The organism is Paenibacillus sp. J31P13 (genome assembly GCF_056269295.1).
Genome location: NZ_JBWDNR010000006.1, coordinates 1 through 19,610, shown reverse-complemented (window position 1 = coordinate 19,610; position 19,610 = coordinate 1). Strand labels below are relative to the sequence as shown.

At 45.0% G+C, this 19,610-nt stretch carries 19 protein-coding genes; 3 read left to right on the top strand and 16 right to left on the bottom strand.

Annotation, left to right across the window (positions count from 1 at the left end; genetic code table 11):
• The first annotated feature begins 98 nt into the window (after positions 1–98).
• Positions 99–1,253, top strand: a complete 1,155-nt coding sequence (locus AC0YOD_RS19760) for a virulence factor (RefSeq protein ID WP_475801053.1) — start codon at positions 99–101, stop codon at positions 1,251–1,253.
• A 232-nt stretch (positions 1,254–1,485) separates the two neighbouring features.
• Here AC0YOD_RS19760 and AC0YOD_RS19755 read toward each other — a convergent pair whose 3' ends face one another.
• The 4 genes from AC0YOD_RS19755 to AC0YOD_RS19740 all read right to left on the bottom strand — a co-directional run bounded on the left by AC0YOD_RS19755 (position 1,486) and on the right by AC0YOD_RS19740 (position 5,704).
• Positions 1,486–2,667, bottom strand: a complete 1,182-nt coding sequence (locus AC0YOD_RS19755; protein WP_475801052.1) for a transglutaminase domain-containing protein — start codon at positions 2,665–2,667, stop codon at positions 1,486–1,488.
• Positions 2,668–2,896: 229 nt separating this feature from the next.
• Complete coding sequence (locus tag AC0YOD_RS19750) at positions 2,897–3,529, bottom strand: bifunctional 4-hydroxy-2-oxoglutarate aldolase/2-dehydro-3-deoxy-phosphogluconate aldolase (protein WP_475801051.1); 633 nt, start codon at positions 3,527–3,529, stop codon at positions 2,897–2,899.
• 28 nt (positions 3,530–3,557) lie between these two features.
• Positions 3,558–4,793 (bottom strand): A/G-specific adenine glycosylase, encoded by a 1,236-nt coding sequence (gene mutY, locus AC0YOD_RS19745; protein WP_475801050.1) that lies wholly within the window; start codon positions 4,791–4,793, stop codon positions 3,558–3,560.
• A 47-nt stretch (positions 4,794–4,840) separates the two neighbouring features.
• Positions 4,841–5,704 carry an AraC family transcriptional regulator gene (locus AC0YOD_RS19740; RefSeq protein WP_475801049.1) on the bottom strand — a complete coding sequence of 288 codons (864 nt, stop codon included), beginning with the start codon at positions 5,702–5,704 and terminating at the stop codon, positions 4,841–4,843.
• 167 nt (positions 5,705–5,871) lie between these two features.
• On the opposite strand from AC0YOD_RS19740, the gene AC0YOD_RS19735 reads away from it, so the two are divergent.
• On the top strand, positions 5,872–6,240 hold the full coding sequence (locus AC0YOD_RS19735) for a c-type cytochrome (protein WP_475801048.1): 369 nt from the start codon (positions 5,872–5,874) through the stop codon (positions 6,238–6,240).
• A gap of 108 nt (positions 6,241–6,348) precedes the next feature.
• On the opposite strand, the gene acpS is transcribed toward AC0YOD_RS19735, so the two are convergent.
• The 5 genes from acpS to AC0YOD_RS19710 form a co-directional block, all read right to left on the bottom strand.
• Positions 6,349–6,741, bottom strand: a complete 393-nt coding sequence (acpS, locus tag AC0YOD_RS19730; protein WP_475801047.1) for a holo-ACP synthase — start codon at positions 6,739–6,741, stop codon at positions 6,349–6,351.
• Between the two features lie 92 nt (positions 6,742–6,833).
• Positions 6,834–8,981: a copper resistance CopC/CopD family protein gene (locus AC0YOD_RS19725; RefSeq protein ID WP_475801046.1), complete on the bottom strand. Its 2,148-nt coding sequence runs from the start codon at positions 8,979–8,981 to the stop codon at positions 6,834–6,836.
• A gap of 9 nt (positions 8,982–8,990) precedes the next feature.
• Positions 8,991–10,055, bottom strand: coding sequence for a DUF4198 domain-containing protein (locus AC0YOD_RS19720; protein ID WP_475801045.1), 1,065 nt, complete (start codon positions 10,053–10,055; stop codon positions 8,991–8,993).
• Positions 10,056–10,166: 111 nt separating this feature from the next.
• Positions 10,167–13,187: an EAL domain-containing protein gene (locus AC0YOD_RS19715; RefSeq protein WP_475801044.1), complete on the bottom strand. Its 3,021-nt coding sequence runs from the start codon at positions 13,185–13,187 to the stop codon at positions 10,167–10,169.
• 126 nt (positions 13,188–13,313) lie between these two features.
• Positions 13,314–14,945, bottom strand: a complete 1,632-nt coding sequence (locus AC0YOD_RS19710) for a hypothetical protein (protein WP_475801043.1) — start codon at positions 14,943–14,945, stop codon at positions 13,314–13,316.
• A gap of 159 nt (positions 14,946–15,104) precedes the next feature.
• Between AC0YOD_RS19710 and AC0YOD_RS19705 the strand changes: the two genes are divergently transcribed.
• Complete coding sequence (locus AC0YOD_RS19705) at positions 15,105–16,244, top strand: SGNH/GDSL hydrolase family protein (RefSeq protein ID WP_475801042.1); 1,140 nt, start codon at positions 15,105–15,107, stop codon at positions 16,242–16,244.
• Between the two features lie 89 nt (positions 16,245–16,333).
• On the opposite strand, the gene AC0YOD_RS19700 is transcribed toward AC0YOD_RS19705, so the two are convergent.
• The 7 genes from AC0YOD_RS19700 to AC0YOD_RS19670 all read right to left on the bottom strand — a co-directional run.
• Positions 16,334–16,723, bottom strand: a complete 390-nt coding sequence (locus tag AC0YOD_RS19700) for a ribosomal maturation YjgA family protein (RefSeq protein WP_475801041.1) — start codon at positions 16,721–16,723, stop codon at positions 16,334–16,336.
• Between the two features lies 1 nt (position 16,724).
• Positions 16,725–17,180: an NUDIX domain-containing protein gene (locus AC0YOD_RS19695; RefSeq protein ID WP_475801291.1), complete on the bottom strand. Its 456-nt coding sequence runs from the start codon at positions 17,178–17,180 to the stop codon at positions 16,725–16,727.
• Between the two features lie 187 nt (positions 17,181–17,367).
• Positions 17,368–18,177: an ammonia-dependent NAD(+) synthetase gene (gene nadE, locus AC0YOD_RS19690; protein WP_475801040.1), complete on the bottom strand. Its 810-nt coding sequence runs from the start codon at positions 18,175–18,177 to the stop codon at positions 17,368–17,370.
• Positions 18,178–18,192: 15 nt separating this feature from the next.
• Positions 18,193–18,627 carry a BrxA/BrxB family bacilliredoxin gene (locus AC0YOD_RS19685; protein WP_475801039.1) on the bottom strand — a complete coding sequence of 145 codons (435 nt, stop codon included), beginning with the start codon at positions 18,625–18,627 and terminating at the stop codon, positions 18,193–18,195.
• 80 nt (positions 18,628–18,707) lie between these two features.
• Positions 18,708–19,058 carry a DUF3905 domain-containing protein gene (locus AC0YOD_RS19680; RefSeq protein ID WP_475801290.1) on the bottom strand — a complete coding sequence of 117 codons (351 nt, stop codon included), beginning with the start codon at positions 19,056–19,058 and terminating at the stop codon, positions 18,708–18,710.
• A gap of 93 nt (positions 19,059–19,151) precedes the next feature.
• Positions 19,152–19,292, bottom strand: a complete 141-nt coding sequence (locus AC0YOD_RS19675; RefSeq protein ID WP_475801038.1) for a hypothetical protein — start codon at positions 19,290–19,292, stop codon at positions 19,152–19,154.
• Between the two features lie 77 nt (positions 19,293–19,369).
• Positions 19,370–19,610 (bottom strand): hypothetical protein (locus AC0YOD_RS19670; protein WP_475801037.1); only part of this gene is annotated, 241 nt, incomplete at its 5' end.

Here is a 19,610-nt window from a genome sequence, read left to right as displayed (position 1 = left end):
TATGTTTTTACACACAAGACCCTGTATTCGAAGCAGGTTTAGTTCTTTATAAGCAAAATGCAAAAAATTGTGACTACAAAAAAACAGGAGGTTTCCCCATGAAACTCATTTCAATAGAACCAACACCAAGTCCCAATTCCATGAAGCTAAACGTGGACGAAATGCTGCCGCGCGGTCGCAGACTTTCATATAAGTCCAGCGAAGCAAGCGAAGCGCCGGAGCTGCTGCAGCAGCTCCTTGGAATAAAAGGAGTCAGAAGCTTATTCCGCACTGCAGATTTCATTGCGCTAGACCGTATTTCCGGAGCAGACTGGAGTGCTATTCTGGCAGAAGCCGGACAAATTTTGCAGAAGGATACCGCTAACAGTGAAGGCGTAGGCACAGGAATCGGTTCGGCTGCAAGCTTCGGAGAAGCACAGGTTTTCGTGCAAATGTATCGCGGCATTCCTATGCAAGTTCGTGTACGCATGGGGGATAGCGAGGCTCGCTTAGCGCTTCCTCCGCAGTTTGGTGAGGCTGTAGGACGGGCTGCCGGTTCTGGAATGATAAGAGAACGCAAGCTGGAGGAGTTTGGTGTGCGGTACGGAGAGCCAGAAGAAATTGCGGCTGAAATCGTACGTGAGCTGGAAGCCTCTTATACGCAGGAGCGTCTTGAAACGCTCATTCAAGCAGCAATTGAACTAGGACAAACTGCTGGTGCTGAGACTTCTCAAGTAGCAGTTAGACCAGCTCCTTTAACACTTGAAGAAGCACAAGCACAATTTGAATCACCTGAATGGCAGGTGCGTTATGCTGCATTGGAGCGCTTCGTCGCTACAGTGGAAGGAATTCCACTGCTTGCAGCAGCGATCAAGGATGAGAACACCTCCATTCGTCGGCTAGGTGTCGTTTATTTAGGTGATCTACGATCACCGGAAGCCATGCCGTATTTATTTACCGCACTGCGTGATTCCTCTACCTCCGTTAGACGGACAGCAGGCGATACCCTCTCTGATCTAGGCGATCCTGCTGCTATTGGACCAATGATCGAATCGCTCGGTGACAAGAATAAGCTCGTCCGTTGGCGTGCGGCACGCTTCCTCTACGAGGCAGGAGACGAGTCGGCAGTTGAAGCGCTGCGCGAGGCAGCTAAGGACAAAGAATTTGAAATTCAACTTCAAGCGCAAATGGCGCTGGAGCGAATCGAACGCGGTGAGGAAGCTGCCGGGTCCGTATGGCAGCAAATGACTGCTGCTCGGAACAAGGAGCAATAAGCGCATTCTTCAGTGAAATGATTGCCGTAGAATGTCCGTCCCAGAGAGCGAGCGGTAAGTAAAAAAAGAGTTCATCCTAGGATGAACTCTTTTTTTCTATCTGTTGTGTGGAATATACTAGGTATTTCCTTTCTTTTCATGCTTGTCATACTAAACCATTTTCAACTTCTTGAGCATACGGTATAACAGTTCAATGCCAGCTAATACCAGCTCTACGTCATTCGATTCCAAGTTACTGATACTGCAGCTGAATGCGAACAAGCAAAGAGGTGTCCCCCGCATAGGGCTCATAGCTGGCCTTGTAGCCGACTGCTATTTGGGAGCCTTGGAAAGCGGCCTTTAACGCAGTCGCAAACTGATCGCCTTGCTCATATCTAAACTCCAAGCTGGTCGTTCGTGAATCCAGCGCCGACTTTATCATTTGTTTTAATTGCTCAGGGCTAGATACCGTATATTCCGACTCAAGCCAGTGCAGCCCCAGTGAAAGCTTCAGCTTAGTAAAACGATTACGCTCCGAGGACGTACCGTTCTTCTCAAGCTTACGAATCGTATCGGCATAGGACACATTGGCAGTTGGATATGTTTTAGTCCATTTATGATCCGTTCGGAGCTCCTCATCTGTTCTCAAATAATAATTGTAGCGAATAGAATCATTTGCAGATTTGGATGCTGGTGCAGATTGGACCTTGCCCCCGGCAGACGAAGCAACGGGATCATCCCATGTCAAATCAAGATGGTACCATACACCGTCCAGCTGTACCATATTCCAAGCATGCTCACCTGTATTCACTGAACCCTCGGCAATGCGCACCGTAATACCGACTTCCTTAAGCATCCTATATCCGAGAAGAGAGTAGCCCTGACATACAGCCTCACCCAAGGTTACCGCTTCATAAGCCGTATAATGAGATAAGGTTTGGTCATATTCAACATGGGTTACAATCCAATCATGAATAGCTTTGATCTTCTCATGGTCGTTCATGCCTGGCTCAATGATAGCTGCCAGCGCCTTCTTAATCTCACGATCAACAACGGCAGTTTGCTCTAACGATTCACGATAGCGCGCTTCGAATGAGATCGTCGATTTATTTCCCCAGCTGCGGATCGTATAAATATAGGATTCAAGAACGTAGGCAGAGTAATCATCATAGGAAAGCGATGTTCGAATAATAGCAGGCAGCTGATTCGACAACTCCTGCTTGTCCCCCGCATAGGATACGGAAAAACGATCCGAACGAGCCTTAAATTCTTTGGCCATTGCCCCCTCTAATTGTGTCAGCTGATTGGAGCTCTCCACCGCAGTCACCCCTTCCGACTTCGCAAAAGCGGGGAATAAATCCAGCTTCATATCGAGAAAGACTACAGCAGCAATAATGATCCCCACCGCCAACAGCTTCGAAGCAACTCTACGCATAAGAACCTCCTAAACATGTTGTGAAGTTTACTTGATTCAAAAAATGAGAAGAATTGTCTTTCCTATGTAATAGAAAATCCATGTAATCAAACTGTAATATTACGCTCATCTTCGTTTCATCTTATGCTTATATAATAAATTCATGACCCCCCTTTATTATATATTCTCTCTTTTAGCCTGCTGCCTCGTGCTGCAGGCTTCTTTTTTTGGGAGTAAACTGTTCTGAACCTTATATATCCCGCACAGCATCTGCGAATTGTCGCGCACGCTCCGTTACCTGATCCAGCTTGCCCTCTCGCACCCATTCCAAATTAACAAGCTTACTGCCCATACCGACAGCATTAGCCCCTGCTTTAAAATAATCGGCTATATTATGCAGGTCAACACCGCCTGTCGCCATCATTGGAATATCGTTTAAAGGTCCGCGAATCTCCTGCAAATAGGTTATACCAAGCGTGCCCATCGGGAATATTTTCACTGCATCCGCTCCCGCTTTCCAAGCCTTTACAATTTCCGTAGGTGTCATAACGCCAGGCCACACTGATAAACCACGTTCTCGGCCATATGCAATGACCTCTTCATCCAAGTTGGGAGAAATAAGAAATTGCGCTCCTGCATTGACAGCCTGCTCAGCACGTGCCAAGTCTGTTACTGTACCTGCGCCTACCGCTGCTTTCCCATCAAATTTCGTACGCCAGCGTTCAATCATAGCTGCCGCACCATCCGTATTCATCGTAATTTCCATCATATGAATGCCGCCGTCTATTAAAGCTTGTGCCGTTGCATCCGCGTGCCGATCTTCTATTCCCCTTAAAATAGCTACGATCTTATGCTGCAAAAGCAGCTCCAGCATAGTGCCCATTACACATCTCTCCCGCTTATAGATTCATTTATTCCCAATATTGCTTTAAAATCTTCAAAAATAAATTAGGAAACGGTAATGTATTCATATCTTCTTTGCCTATCCACCGGTAATGCGGAGGTAAACGATCATCATTGTTGGCTAACTCGGTACCATGCAATGGGTTCGCTTCATATTCAGCAGCCGCTTCGGCAGCTAGGCAATTTTTCCCAGAAGCTGCAATCTGTGACATAACAGCCTCCATATTGGAATCATCACCCATATCTGCTAGGTAAAAACGCATATGCCAGTGAATATGGCTAAAGATATGATCAGCATCCGTAAACCAGCTTCGCGGACGAATCAGCAGCGCTGCTTCCTCTTCCAGCATGCGGCTTACCAGCTCGGCTAATTCCCCTTGCTCTTTCGGCATCTGCTCGTCCAGCCATTTTTCCTTATCAGATGACAATAATAAATGCGGCAGCTCCCACATTTGCGCAAGCAAGCCGGTAGCAGGACGCTGTCTCACAAGGATCTTATCCTCATTTTCGCCTTTTCCAAGTACAATCACTGCTGCTCTGAATTCTGGACGAGGCGGTTTTGCCTTCGTTTTAATTGGCAGTTCCGTTTCACGTCCAGCAAGTCGTGCCGCGCAATGCTCCATGACTGGGCATGGCAAGCAGCTGGGAGATTTCGGTGTACAAACGAGTGCCCCCAGTTCCATAAGTGCTTGATTAAAATCACCGGCTGCCCCTTCAGGAATAAGAGAAACGGCAAGCTTTTCAATTCCTTTTCTTGTAGCCGGTTTGGCAATATCCTCTTCCAAGCAGAAGTAACGAGAAAGCACTCGCATAACATTACCGTCCACTGCCGGTTCTGGGCGATTGAAGGCAATGCTCATAATGGCACCGCTCGTATAAGGGCCTACTCCCTTCAGACCTTCCACTGAAGCCTTATCATCTGGCACTATGCCGTTATAACGCTCAACCACTTCCCTCGCCCCTGCCTGCAAATTACGAGCCCGTGAATAGTAGCCCAGCCCTTCCCAGCATTTGAGCACCTCTTCCTCAGGCGCTTCAGCGAGCGCTCTCACCGTCGGAAACTTACTCGTAAAATTATTGAAATACGGAATGACGGTATCTACCCGCGTCTGCTGCAGCATAATTTCTGATACCCACACCCGATATGGATCACGACTCGTTCTCCACGGCAAATCTCTTTTAATTAACCGATACCAAGAAAGGAGCTCTTGGCTGAAATAATCCTTAATCTCTTGCTGTTCCATTCCCTGTCCCCATCCTTAGAATTTTTCATTGAATCTCTGTAAAATTTTCATTGAATTTCTGTAAAATTGCCGGCGCCATGCTTCGAAATTCGGCGATACTGAATAGGCGTAACGCCAGTATAGCGCTTAAACAATCTAGATAAATAATGATTCTGCATGCCGACGTGCTGCGCAACTGAGGCAATTGGCAAGCCTGTTTCCGCGAGCAGCTGCTTCGCTGTCGCGATACGTCGATTTGTTACAAATTGAATAGGCGAGCAGCCCATTCTGTTTTTAAAAGAAGAGATAAAATAGTTGGGATGAAGGAAGGCAACCTTCGCAAGCTCCTCAACTTGAATGTTTGTATGCAAATTCATTTCAATATAAGCGAGTACTTCATTCCACTTCACACCTAAGCTTGAATCATTTCCGCTGGATGGTTGAACATCTTGAACACGGCTCTCATCTAAATAAAAGGAAATCATCTCAAGCAAAACAGACTTCAACCGCAAATCCTTCGTTATAGAGCTGCAATTCTGAATTGTGATCATTTTGGTAAAAAGCTGCTTTATCATTTGCTCGTCTTTTACTTGAACAAATGGGGGGAGCTGCAACGAATGGATAAACTGGGTGTCGACCAGAGATAGACGAAAGTTGCACCAATATCGTCCATATATTTCCTCTCCTTTCGTCCCGTAGGATTGAATGGTGCCTGCTGGAATGAAAAAAAGCTTGTTGGGTTCGAGGGTATGTTTTTCATCTTCTATTTCTAACCATGCTTGACCTCTTTCAATATAGCAAAAACGATAAAACTCCGGTTCGGCTTTTTGCTGCATCCACCCGGGGTCATTTTCCATGTACGCTGTCATGAGGACTTCAGCATGAAGGTGATTCAGTTGATTTAACAAAATACTATCTATTGTCGGTTTCATGAAGTCTCCTGTTGTTAAAATGCGTTATAATGTTAAACATGTCGACTGTTTTTTGCAATCTACTCTCTATTATACGAACTAAAGCCGCAAATTCATATGGAAGACCCGTGAACCGCAATAAATACTAAATTATCTAATATAATGAAAAAAGAAGAGAGGACTCCAATATGAAAAAATTCGGGCTCTTATCCCCTGCTTTGAAAACAAAAATGAAAGTCGTACATTGTTCGATACTGCTCCTCTCGCTGCTTGCTCTAACAGCATGTGGCGAAGCTTCAAAGGAAAGTAAAGGCAGCCTAGACGGTCCCAAAAATGTCGTAAGTATATATAAAGCCAACTGTGTTAGCTGTCACGGTACAGATCTGCAAGGAAGAGTTGGACCGTTAACTAACTTGCAAACGATTGGCGCTAAAATGAGTGCCGAAGATATTATTCAGCAAATTAATGAGGGAGAAGGAACGATGCCCTCCTTTAAGGATCGTCTAACAGAAGAGGAAATTGCCGGACTGGCGGATTGGCTGGCAAGCAAGAAATAAACCTATAACAAAAAAACAGGATGGTCGGAGGCAACTTGCCCCTGACATCCTGTTTTTTCGCTAAGACTCTGTATGGAAGCCTATATAAATTTTAAAAATCGATTCCATCTATATACGCTCAACAATTACAAATGCAGAAGCTAGTTCACGCTCATGCGTAATCGTCACATGGATGCGTATCTCACTTGGCAACAGCTCAAGACGACTCCAAGCTGATTCCGATAAGCTGCATTCCGGCTTCCCCTCGCTGTCACGCAGGACTTCAATATCTAAAAAGCCCATTACTTTACCAAATCCGCAGCCAAAGGCTTTCACTACCGCTTCCTTTGCAGCAAATCTTCCTGCTGTAAACTGAGCGAGTCTTACGTCCCCATATGTGGAAGACAGTTCTCTCTCCCGAGCTGAGAGCACGCGTTCCAGAAAGCGCCCCTTCGTGTTGCCGTTTACTATTTTAGCTATTCGCTTTATATCCGATAAATCATGCCCGATGCCGATGATCATGCTTACACCCGCCTTTTCATGAAGGTGACATTAGCAGATGAGCGGGATGAAGTCAAGCATTTGAAATGCTTTAGATGTTATCAACCACCCTATTAGCTGCCAATCGCCTTCTCAAAATGGAAGCTATTCCCCTCTGCATCAATCACGTCTATCGTTATTACACTTTTCTTCGCGTAATCTATATATTCCCCCGTTGCAAGGTACGTATATTTCTTGAAGTTTGGAAATTCATAAAGCTCCTCTACAGGGGCTTGCAGTTCAAAAGGAATGGTTAGCTCCTCATTTGAAGGATCTGATGACTCACTCGTTTGGCTTGTAATAATCGCAACGACGGATTTCGGCTCTGCCTGCTCTTCAGGCAGCCACAGATAAAGCTTTGCAGCTTGTTCATTGGATGATTTATCCAAAGAAACACGCAAAGTCATATGCGCTTCTTCCCCCATTACATGCCAATAAAACGGTTCAAATGCCTCCTGCGAAGCGGTATCTTCTGGAGGTGACGAGGTGGATAGCCAGCCTGCAAATAGAAATAATCCAATTGCCAGCAGCACTTCAATCCGTACACCAATTCTAAGCCCTTTGACCGCTCCCTTTTTGGTTAGGTTAGCTTGAGGAGTATCGGTTTGCGCACTCATCTCTTGCTCTATTCTCGGCATGAACATTAGCTTATGAAACGCAGCAATAACAAGAATGAGCAGCATAAGAATGGATTTGACTAGAATGAGACGACCATATTCCGATGTTACAAGCTGTCCCCAATCAGTCAATCGCGCAGCGGAGAGCCATATTCCGCTTGCTAAAATAATGAGCATACTCGGCACAGCCCATAAGGAGAAACGCTTTGCTACATCATTTAACGAGGGATTCCCCTCTCGATAGAACGTAAGTGAAAACAACCCAAGCAGCCCGCCAAACCAGACAGCTGCGGCACCCATATGAAGCACATGAGCAACAATCGCCACCATAACATCATTCTGTGAGGCGTAAGCATGGCCAGTCAGAGGAAAGGTAACAATTAAAGCAGCAACAATAATCAGCTTAAGCGGATTTGCCCATATTCGTTCGCGAACCGGGGCGAATGCCAGCAAAAGAATCAGTATGGCTCCCGCTGGTCTAAGCGCTGCAACTTTCCCCACCATCGTTCCTGTGGCTATCGTATAAAGCGACAACCCTTCAAACTGCTCGGACAGCATAGTTAATCGCGCAAGTCCAGAGAGTATCCATATGAGAGCCGCAGCCCCAATTACAATTCGCTCTACCGATAACGAAAACCCATATGGCGCTGCCTCGTTTTTATCTCGCCAAAGTGCATAGCGGAAAAATAATATGCCTGCCAGCACAACACCGGATAAGATATCGAGTACTCGCAGCGTAACCATAAACCAGTGCTCGCCTTTGTGATTGTACTCATCGGCTCCTCCATGGTTATGTTCGCTCGCGCTAGTGGGAGCATTTTCTGCTGCTGAAATAGATGCAGCAGGGACTTTCTCAGATTCAGGTACAGGTATAGTTGATAACTGATCGTCATTTGGATTGGAAGTGATGGTTGGCTCATTGGTTTCTGCATCTAACGCTAAAGTGCCCCCGTTAGGTTGATTTGAAGTTGCCTCATCACTAGCTTTTTTTGCATCAGTCGAGGAACCAGTTTCCGTTTTCTTCTCCACTGGCTTTGCAGCTGCATCATTTGAGCTTGCTCTTGGCTTTGACGAAGGCACCGGCTTCACTGATGCAGTTTCTTTCGCACCAGGCGTTTCACTCGGCTTCGTTGCCGCTGTGTCATTTTTCCCTTGATCGCTGCTGACATTTCCAGTAGTGTTGTCTTGCTTATCCGAATCACCGTCAAGCGAAATGGTATCACTTGGCTTGGTAGCCTTTAGCTCCACGCCTACAGCGAATCGATAGGAGCCCTCCGTCGTATGCGAATCCAACGAAAGCACCTGCCAGCTTACTTTATAGATGCCTTTATCCAGCTTTGGAATTGTAAACACGAGTGTTGAATCCCCGATATTGCTGAGCTTACCGGCAATTAGACTGCTGTCCTTACTGTTTTGGAGTGATATCGAGCTTAGCTTGGTATCGATCTTTTCGGTGAATTTAATTTTTATGAGGGATGGAGAATCAGCTAACTCCTCATCCTGGAACGGTGTCGATTCAGAAACATAGGCATGTGCCGAGACAAAGCCCGGCACACACGCCCACACTGTAAACAGTAATGCTATTCCGATAATTAGTTTTTTCATAAGCACCCTTTATTTCGTATAAATTGCAATTGCAGCTTGCGTTTGCCCAACAGACGGGAAAAATTCAATAAATTTGCCTCCCGTTTCCACAGCGGTACGAAGTGCTACAGAACCAGTACCTTCATAGGATGCGTCAACATACTGACGGATGAATGAGGCATCTACCATTGTTACACCCTTCTGAACCGTCAAGCCTGCTGCGCTAACAACATTATTATTAACATAAATTTGCGGTTTAACGGATATTGCTGTTCCCGGCAGCTTTGTTGATTTATTTTGAACCGTATAGGTCATCGTTGCCTCGTAATTCGTTACACTATATTCGCCCTCTTTAGCTTCCGTTGTGCTTGGTTTAGCACGTACTAAATAATAGTCCGCCGCTCCTGTCGTGAACGTCACTTTGCCCATACCATCAGTCTTTAGCTCAAGCGCTTCAGAATTGCTGCGGCGAATGACATCAACAGCTGTGTTTGCAAGCGGCTCACCCTTTAAGAGCAATAGAATCGACACCTTCTCATCCGGCGTAATCGCTGCAGGATTGAATAGCGGTACCAGCTCTGCTCGATCCGCACTTACTACCTTAGAGAAACCTGTAAGTGCTTTGACGCGATCTAACATAGGAATATCGCCTACGGCTACAAAAGCTTTGGCGCTGCGGAGTGTACGGCTTGCCGATGTATCGCTCTTATAGATGCTATCGCCCTCTGTTGAAACGATATATGCTCCCGGTACATTTGACTTAAACGAAGCTGTAAAATAATTGTTTAAAGCTGGCGTCTCTTTCGTTGCAGGCTCTCCCGCATAGAAACGCGTACTCGTAATATCCGATTTCACTCCAGCAGGTGTTGTAACGAAAACTTTTGAGGAATCAACGCCCCATTGCCCTTCAATGCGGTAGCTCTTATGCTCATTGGAGTGATTGCCATACATAAGGTCTATGTAGGACACCTGACCCTGCGCTACGATCGGTGAATTGGTTTGCGTCCAGCCGTCATGAGCAAATGCTGGAATAGCTGCACTTAATGTTAACACGGCTGTTAAAGCTGTAACGACTAGTTTCTTACTAAATTTCATACAAAAAGCCTCCCAAATTTGATTTATTGACCAAATTGTATCAATGGAAGGCTGCAAGCACATGACTCAATAGAGCTACTAAGCTATGAACAATATGTGAAAAAGGATCGGCTATACGGAGACGAGTATGCTCGTTTCTAGCTCATCCGCCGATAATGGCTTGCTAATATAGTAACCCTGCATATAATCACAGCCGAGTTCCTGCAATAACTCATATTGCTCTTTTTGTTCCACACCTTCTGCAACGATCTTGAGCTTTAAACTGTTGGATATGGATATGACGGCTTTAACAATATCAAAATCCTGATGCTCATGCGTCATTTCGCGTATAAAGGATTTGTCTATTTTCAGCATATTAAGCGGCAGCTTCTTCAATACGGACAGGGATGAATAGCCTGTTCCAAAATCATCCATCGACATTTGAATACCGATCTCAGCCAGCTGTTTGAACATGGCAATCGTCGTATCCAAATCATCGATTACGATGCTTTCTGTTATTTCAATACATAAATAATTAGGATCCATGCCCGTCACTTCAATGATTCGTTTCACTCGGTTAACGAAATTAGGCTGCTTCAGCTGTTGACCAGAAATATTGACCGATATTTTTAGCGGCTTATAGCCTTTGCTCAGCCACACTGTACTCTGGCGACAGGCCTCCATAATGACCCATTCACCTATAGGAAGGATAAGACCTGTTTCCTCTGCAAGAGGAATGAAGGTTAAGGGGGACATAATACCTCGCGTTGGAGAATACCACCTTAGTAAAGCCTCTACACCGAACAGCTCGCCTGTCTCCATATGAATTTGCGGCTGATAATGGAGCACAAACTCCTCATTGGCAACGGCATCCTTCAGCTCATTTTCTGTATTAATCCGCCACATCGTCTGCTCTATCATCTGCTCGGAAAAGATTTCAAAATGATTTTTGCCGTTCTGCTTCACCTTGTACATTGCGATATCGGCTTTTTTGATCAGTGTGTCGGGGTCCGATCCATCGCGCGGATACACACTAATGCCTGCGCTCATCGTAATCGTCAAATTTATGCCTTCATCAAATAATAACGATGACAAATGGTTGGACATTGAATCAGCCAACGCTTCAACCTCGGCAATCTCATCGAATTGATACATAATGACAAACTCATCCCCACCGAACCTAGCGATATGATCATTTTTCCGAACCAAAAGCTTTAATTGTTCTGCAGCCAGCTGCAGCAGTCGGTCGCCCATCTGATGGCCGTAGCTGTCATTCACTTTTTTGAAATGATCCAGATCGAGGACGATAACGGCAAAAGATTGGTTATCAATTTCTGAGGCGGCTGCAATTTCTTCATAGAAACGCCGTCTATTGGTGAGACCAGTCAGCGTATCATGATAAGCCAAATAGCGCATTTTGTCCGCTGCCTGCTTACGTTCCGTGATATCTCTAACTGATCCCACCATCCGAGTGAAGTGTCCATCCTCATCACGCAGTGCTTCTCCAGAAATGACAACCCACATATACTGGCCTCTACTCGTAAGCAGGCGCGCATCCAGCATAAATGGTGTTTGTTCATCCAAATGGGATTTCAAAGCAAGCTGATAGGCAGAAATGTCATCCTCATGAATAAGCTCTACAAAGAGACAGGCATCATTTCTGCCTAGCAGATCATAAAATCGTTGATTCCAAATCATCTCATTTGTTTTAAGATCCATTTCCCAAATGCCGTCATTAGAAGTTCTCGACACAATTTCGAGCTGCTCTGCAATTTTTCTATACTGCATGCCTTGCTCCTTAAGCTCTTCCTCCAGCGCTTGGCGATCCAGCGTAGTCGCAATAAGGTCAAGATAATGAACGATTGACATATAATCATCCAGCTTGCTCACAGCATTGCTAAACGAGGTGCCTACAGCAATTACGCTCCAATTATCCTGAAGCGTGCGATAAGGAATTAAGTATGTCATTTCGCTCTCTTGTGCGAGATGTTCACTGCCTACTCTTTCGAAAGGCGGAAAGCTAGTGATATCCATTTCCCTCTGATTATCGGTATTCGAATGATAAGGGATTTCTTCATTTCTATGAAAATGAAACCATTCACTTATCAATAAAGAACGAGATGATTGGGAATTGCCATCCCATAATCCAAGGCATGCCCAATGGAAAAAGGGTGCAAGCACCCATGACAAATCCCTTATTCGCTCTATTTTATAGTTTAGTATAAATTTATTAAATTCATAATGGACACCAAGCTGCGTAATGCGACTGCGATCAGGATCATAAGACTGAAGAATTTGGCTGGATTCATCAAGAGGCAAATGATTTGTGTCGCAGCCGCAGGATTCACGAGTTACCAGCGTACAATCGATGAAATGTCTCTCTGTTATGTAAGGCCATTGACCAATTTGACTTAGTAATAGCTTAACTGCGCTGGCACCTGCTTTGGAAATATTTTGATCTATGCTCGAGATGCTCGGCTTGTACGATTTGGCTGTCTCTGTATTGTCAAAGCCTATTATCGCTAGATCATGGGGAATTCGGTAGCCCAGCTCTGTTAACCGTTCAATCATACCAATAGCCGTCATGTCTGTGCATACAACAGCAGCGTGAAAGGGAAAACCGGCATCTACAATTTGCTGCGCTGCGTCGCGTCCCCCAAGCACGCTCAAATCCCCGCAATCTATCATATAGTCAGGATTGAATGGCAGATGACATAGCTCAAGTCCTTTTAAATAACCATTCAATCGAAGTCTCATATCATCTAAACTTTGATGCCCAACGAAACCGATTGAACGGTGACCATGTTCAAATAAATGTTGGACCGCTTTAATAATGCCATCCTCATTATCGCATTCCACCATTTGGCCGTTAATATGTAAGTTTGTTATATCCTTCGCTATCGTTACAATTGGCTTCTTATAACGCTCTGACAGCTCTCGAATATACTCATCAGTGACAGCAACATTCAAAATAATCCAGCCGTCGACATGGTCCATCGCAATGGGGCAATCATACTGCTTTCCCGCCGTTCGAATAGACACTAATCTCGCATCACAGCTTTGAGCAGCCTTTTGGATGGCATTAATAAGCTCACCAAGGTAGTTGCCGCCTAAAAAGGGCGTAAGCAAGCCAATAGTAGGTTTTCGTTGCATATGTAACAGCTCCCTTTATGTCATCGAAAGGTTTAATGAAATCATATCATTTCGACATTGAAAGCGATACCATTCCCTGAAAATATCATCGAAAGCTGCCGATTTTTGCGATTAAGGGTTTCTCAACTATAGCTTATATGTTGAGAAATCAACCGATTTTCCATTTATACTTTTGTGACTGACTGCATGACTATCCAAGCTTAACTCTAGCAAGCTCTGATCTTGGCTTGTATATCGAACACTCAGCCTTTCATTATTAGACCATACCGGAGCATTGCGCTTAGCTTCCGACACGAAAGCCTCAAAGCTGTTCAAGCCTCTTTGCTGTGCATCTTGGACACGAGTTGCTTCCATAATAATACCGTTTTGAGAGCCTTCGCTTGTCACAATGACACGATCTGTTTGCTGTTCGAACACATATGGCTGCATGAGATAGACCGTTAAATAGACATCTTTCGTCTTTCCTAGCAGTATACCAGCCTCTTTCTGCCAATTGATGTTCGGCAGTATGCCTATGATTTGATTCACTGTGTCAGATGGCAGCGGATAAAGCGCGACGATCGTATTTTTGTAAAAAAGAACATCTGTATGCTCGGTCTGATGTCTCGGATCAGCCTGTGAACCCGGCTCAGACGGATGATAGAAATAGGCTTGGTTCACGCCTTCAAGCTGACCGAGCGGGAATGAAATATCCCATCGCTGTTGTTCATTATCAAACTCAGCAAACCGCTCCCACATTCCTCCGACTGCGTAATCAGAGGTAATATAAGCATAGCTGTGAAGGTGTGTCGATCCCTCTTCTGAGAACTTCGTAATAACCTTCTTCACTTCCACAGGCTCGCTTCTATTAAGCGCTGTTTGTCTCGTCGATTGTGGCGCTTCGTAATAGAGGAAGCCCGCATATTCCGTACGCGGCATATCCGCAGGCAGCTCAAAATCACCGAATTGTACATAGTCAAACAATACATTGCCATCAAGCGGAATATCATGCTTCTGACCGCGACAGTGCGCGCCGACCCATGCTCCTTTTAAGTAAAAAGCAGCTCTCTCATTCCAAAGATAATCCAGTAAGTCACTCAGCTCATCCCTGATTGCTGGATCTTTTATAAGCTGCCATGCGCTTGTGAACGCTTGCACCCAATGCCAGAACCATGGCAAGCTGCTGTATTCAGACATTCCATTGTTACGAACATGGGCTAACGTAAGCTTTAGGTTGTTGTTCCCATCTTCTATCAGCTCTGCATCCTCGTATAATTGCCCAAAAATAAGCTTCGCCGCTGTATATTTGGCATCATGGTGTCCGAAGATGTTATTTTTACGATAGAAGCCGCTTCGATAAATAATAGCAAGCGCCGATTCAAAAGCTTGGGCGAGTGCTTCACTAAACAGTTTGCTGTATTGGCTCGTAAAGACAGCCATCAAGCTCCCCATGAGCTCAACCGGCAATACATGGGGTTTTGCTTGCTGTGGAATTTGTCCAAGATTTAACGGCCAATGACCATAGGTGACACTATCGACATTCTGATCTTGCAGAAGGAGCACCTCTAGCAAAACACTTTCTGCCTTTTGCTTAGCGGCCTCCGCCTCAAAGGGGAGCTCCTCGGAAAAATCTACTGCAGCTGCGAATAGATAGGATGCATAGTAAAAGTTATCGCGAATATCATGATGAAACCACAATCCACTGCTTAGAAGGGGCTGGCGCTCAGCTAGTAATGCTATTTTACGTATGATTTCCTTTTGTCTAGTCCTGTAGGTCATTTCACAAGTCTCCTTGAATTGCCATTTTTTCTTACTATCATATATAATTTCTATTGCTATGAAAACCTCTTCATTGCCTTCTGAACTTTAAAATGATAGTTTTGAGAGAAATGAAATCTCTATTAGGAGAGAACTTTATAAAGACTTAAGGAGCTGAAGATGTTGCACAACAGGTACACATCCATTACATCTCTATCCAGCGCAACAAACTTTATATGGAAAGTAGAAAAAAAGACAACCGTAACTTTTCGAACGTACATAAAACCGCGAGAGTATGGTCAACTGCAATTTAAGCTCTGGCACAGCAATATCGTTGATTCGACTTGGGCAGACGGTGCCGAATCCAAAGCGAATGATCTTGGGGGACGCTGGCGGATTGAATCCTGCTTTGTGGCAGATGGCGGTCAACAGCCTGATGGCAGTATGATTGAGGGGACTGTGGAAGCGGTAACGTTTGCTGGTTCTCCCACAAAAGACGTTCAGCAAGGCGAGAAGTTTTGGAGTGATGCAGTCACTATAACCATACCAGAAGATCATTTTCTAGCATTCAGCTGGGCACTTACAATTGACGCTTTAGAGAACGGCATCCCGTTCAATACCGAGACCTTGCTTGCGAGCGCGTTTGAAGCAGAAGGAGATCTTGCTGGACAAGTGTCATCGCTGGGTTACACACCAGCGGGCAACCGTCAGGTGCTTCCCTCTCTTCTCGCTTATGAGAAATCCATAACGAAAAGCATCGTATTTCTCGGAGATTCGATTACACAAGGAGTGCGTACGGAGCAGGATGGTTATTCCTTCTGGGCTGCAAAAATTGCGAAAGGTCTAGAACCCGGCATCGGTGTATGGAATATTGGCAGCGGATGGGCACGTGCATATGATTTGGTGAACGACAGCGCATGGCTTGCCAAAGCGAAGCAAAGCGATGAAGTTGTCGTTTGTCTAGGCGTTAATGATATTGGCACCGCTAATCGCAGTGCTGAGCAATTGATCGCTGATTTAAGCTCCATTATCAAACAGCTTAAAGCGGATAAACCCGAAAGAAAGATATGGCTGAGCACACTGCCTGCTTTCAACTTCACTGGCGAGCAAGAAGTCATTTGGCGTACGGTAAACAAATGGATTCGCAGCCTATCCGCTGTGGATGTAGCTGGCATATTTGATATCGCCGCTGTACTTGGTCAAGCAAAGCCTAATGATCAACTGCTTCGACCAGAATTTATGAGTCCTTATAACGATCCTCATCCTAACGGTCTCGCGGGAACAGAAGTTGCCGATGCCTTTCTAACGTGGTATCGGTAATAAATGAAAGAAGCAGTTAGGGAAGCCTATCATCCGGCTTCCCTAACTGCTTCCACATTTTCATTCAGGATGCTCGATTCTTAATCGAATTAACCCCTACCACTACGAATAATTAAGTATCTATCCACTATCAGTGATATGACGATTCCAAAGCTGTACCTTATCAAATCAATCGTCAAAAAACCATGCCCCAGCACTAATGCCCCCAGGAGCGTGTCTCGTATGCTATTGATCCAGTCTGCTTGATACAGCTGACTAAATTCAATTCCAAAGCAAAACATGAAGCTAATGAGCACCGCTAGCTTTAAGCTTTTATTTACCCATAATGTACGTACTCCAAAATAAATCATACTCGCCCAAAGTGCATCACCGAAATGGCTTGCTACAAATGGCGGCAAAGAATGGGCAAACTTTCTTGAGCAAAGGCCAAGCAGTATAGCAACAATAGCAGCAATGAGGTAGGGTATTCTCTTTTTCAAATTAATTCGAATCTCCAATGTAACAAGGCTTATAATTGCGTTCCTGCAACTGCTTAGTCAGACCCTTTGGATAAACTCTGATCTCATCCAACTGCTCCAGCGCAATCCATTCAACACCAATTTGATCACCATCTGGATTATGTCCAGTAAGCGAAGCTTCCTCCTCTTCGATGGCACATTCAAAATAAAACTCAACCTGATGCGTATCGGAGTCCCATTCTGCAAACTCATGATTTTCACCAATATACTCTCTAATAAATAGGAGATCCTTCACACTTACCATACATCCCGTTTCCTCTAGGCATTCTCTTATAACAGCATCCCGCAGTTCCTCGCCCTTCTCTTGACCGCCGCCGGGATATAAATAAAAATAACCATCCGCATCCATGTTTTTTGTCAAAAGAATCTGATCGTTTGCAATGATGACTGCCTTGGCTGAATTTCTAATTGGTTTAATGGTTTTCATATGCAATGCTCCTTCATATTGATTCGTTGATTAAACTATTCTCGCAACAGTAGTCGTCTCCCTTTTTTCTAGCAAATTAGGAGTGACTCCTAGAAACAAGTATTTTACGCAAAAAGACCGCCCCTGACTGATTTCTCAGCCTAACAGGGCAGTCTTATCAAATGAAATCACACAAGCATTAAATACCCGGAATTGGGGAACGCTTATGCTCGGTTTTCAAATATTGTTTTTCTAGCTTTTCGCGTGATTCGTCGTTAATTTGTTTACCTTCGAGGTAGTCGCTGTTATCACCATAAGTGATGCCAAGCTCATCCTCGTCCGTTTGACCATCCCATAAGCCGGCAGTTGGCGCTTTATCGAGGATGCTCTGCGGCACACCAATATGGGAGGCTAACTCACGTACTTGACGCTTGTTAAGCGAGCTAAGCGGCGTAACATCAACGGCTCCATCGCCCCATTTTGTGTAAAAGCCAGTAACAGCCTCAGACGCATGATCCGTACCGACTACAAGGAGATTAAGGTCAAATGCGAGCGCGTATTGCATAACCATACGAGTTCTTGCCTTAACATTGCCTTTGCCGCCGCGGCTCAAATGACGAGGGATACCTAGAGATTTAAAGCTATGCTCCACCTCTATTGCAATCTCATCCACCGCTTCTGCGATGTTTGTTTCTGCGCGATGCTTCAGCTGAAATGCATCCGCTGTAGCATAGCTATCTGCAATGTCGGATTGATCCCCATAGGGTTGGAACACACCAAGAGTCATATACTCGCGACCTGACTCAGCACTTAGCTCATCTGTTGCGCGCTTGCAAAGTCCAGCTGCAACCGCACTATCAATGCCGCCGCTGATCGCGATAAGCAGACCTGTCGTACCCGATTGCTTTACATACTGCTTCAGGAAATCTACCCGTTTGCGAATTTCCGTATCAGGGTCAATGTTCGGCTTCACGCCAAGCCGTTCAATAATTTCACTTTGTAAGCTCATAAATACCTTCCTTATTTAGCGGCAAAACCGATCAAACGCATCAGACAAATCAGCTGAGATGTCTCCTGCAGAACGGTTTTCGATTTGATGACGCTCGATAAAGTATACTAGCTCTCCGTCTTTCATCAGCGCGATGGAAGGAGAAGATGGCGGGTATGGTGCGAAATATTCGCGAGCTTTAGCAGTCGCTTCTTTATCTTGTCCAGCAAATACTGTATATAGGTGATCTGGTGTAATGTCGTGCTGCAATGCTTCAGCTACGCCTGGACGACATTGGCCCGCTGCGCAACCACAAACGGAGTTTATAACAACAAGTGCAGTTCCTTTTGCATTTGGCAATTTTTCTTCAACTTCTTCAGGTGTGCGAAGCTCCTGGATACCGATGCGAGTAAGATCATCCCGCATAGGTTGCACCATATCTAACATGTATCGTTCGAATGACATTGACATCGAAACACACTCCTTTTTAATTACTTTAGTTTAGCTACTATTATACCTTCCGTAATCAAAATAAAGCAACCGGAGCGTGATTACTCCGGTTGCTCATTTTCCGACATTTCAGAAGAATCATGGGTAGTTCCAGCACTGTATGCCACATTTTTATCAGGATGCATGAATACACCACTTTGCGGAGCGATTCCCCGTTCGAAAATATCCCTGTTTTCAGCCGTTCTAAATCCAACATCCTTGAACGGGTGAACCCATTGATCGCCTGCCATAATGGCAGGATCAGTATCCTCGCTCCATTGTTCCAAAGGGGAGTTGGCTGATTCATACTGATGATCCCCAATGATTACGCCCCATTCATTAACGAATGGCTCTCGCTCTCCTCTGCCTTCAAGAAATTGCGGTAAAAATTCAATCTCATAGGGATCTAACATCGGATCATCCACATGCTGCTTTTCCGATTGGTTCTTTTCATGCTTCGATAAAAAATTGCCCTCTAGGTTCGACATAAAATCATCTCCCCTGAATTATGTAGACGGCCGGTTAGGTCCATCCAACTTCTTATCAAAACCGTCACTCTCCGGCGTTTTTCCCTTTTGAGCCGCATTTTTAGAAGCTTGCTGCGCTTGTTCCGCCGAACGACCTTTTTCCTCATTATGCTGTGTCAATTCTAACGCCTCCTTCCAAGTTAATATTAGAAATCCAGCTTAAACCTCATTTAACTTCATTGATTTGCACTCCCGTATTATGCGCCATGCTGGTGAATATTATGTTTAGTTACTTTCATTGCAAAAAAAGAGACAGTCTCATAAGGTCTACGGACCTCATAATAGGACTGCCTTTTTTCTAATGAATTTATTGTGTGTTTATTGGAATTGGGTTGGGTTGGGTTGGGTTGGGTTGGGTTGGGTTGGGTTGGGTTGGGTTGGGTTGGGTTGGGTTGGGTTGGGTTGGGTTGGGTTGGGTTGGGTTGGGTTGGGTTGGGT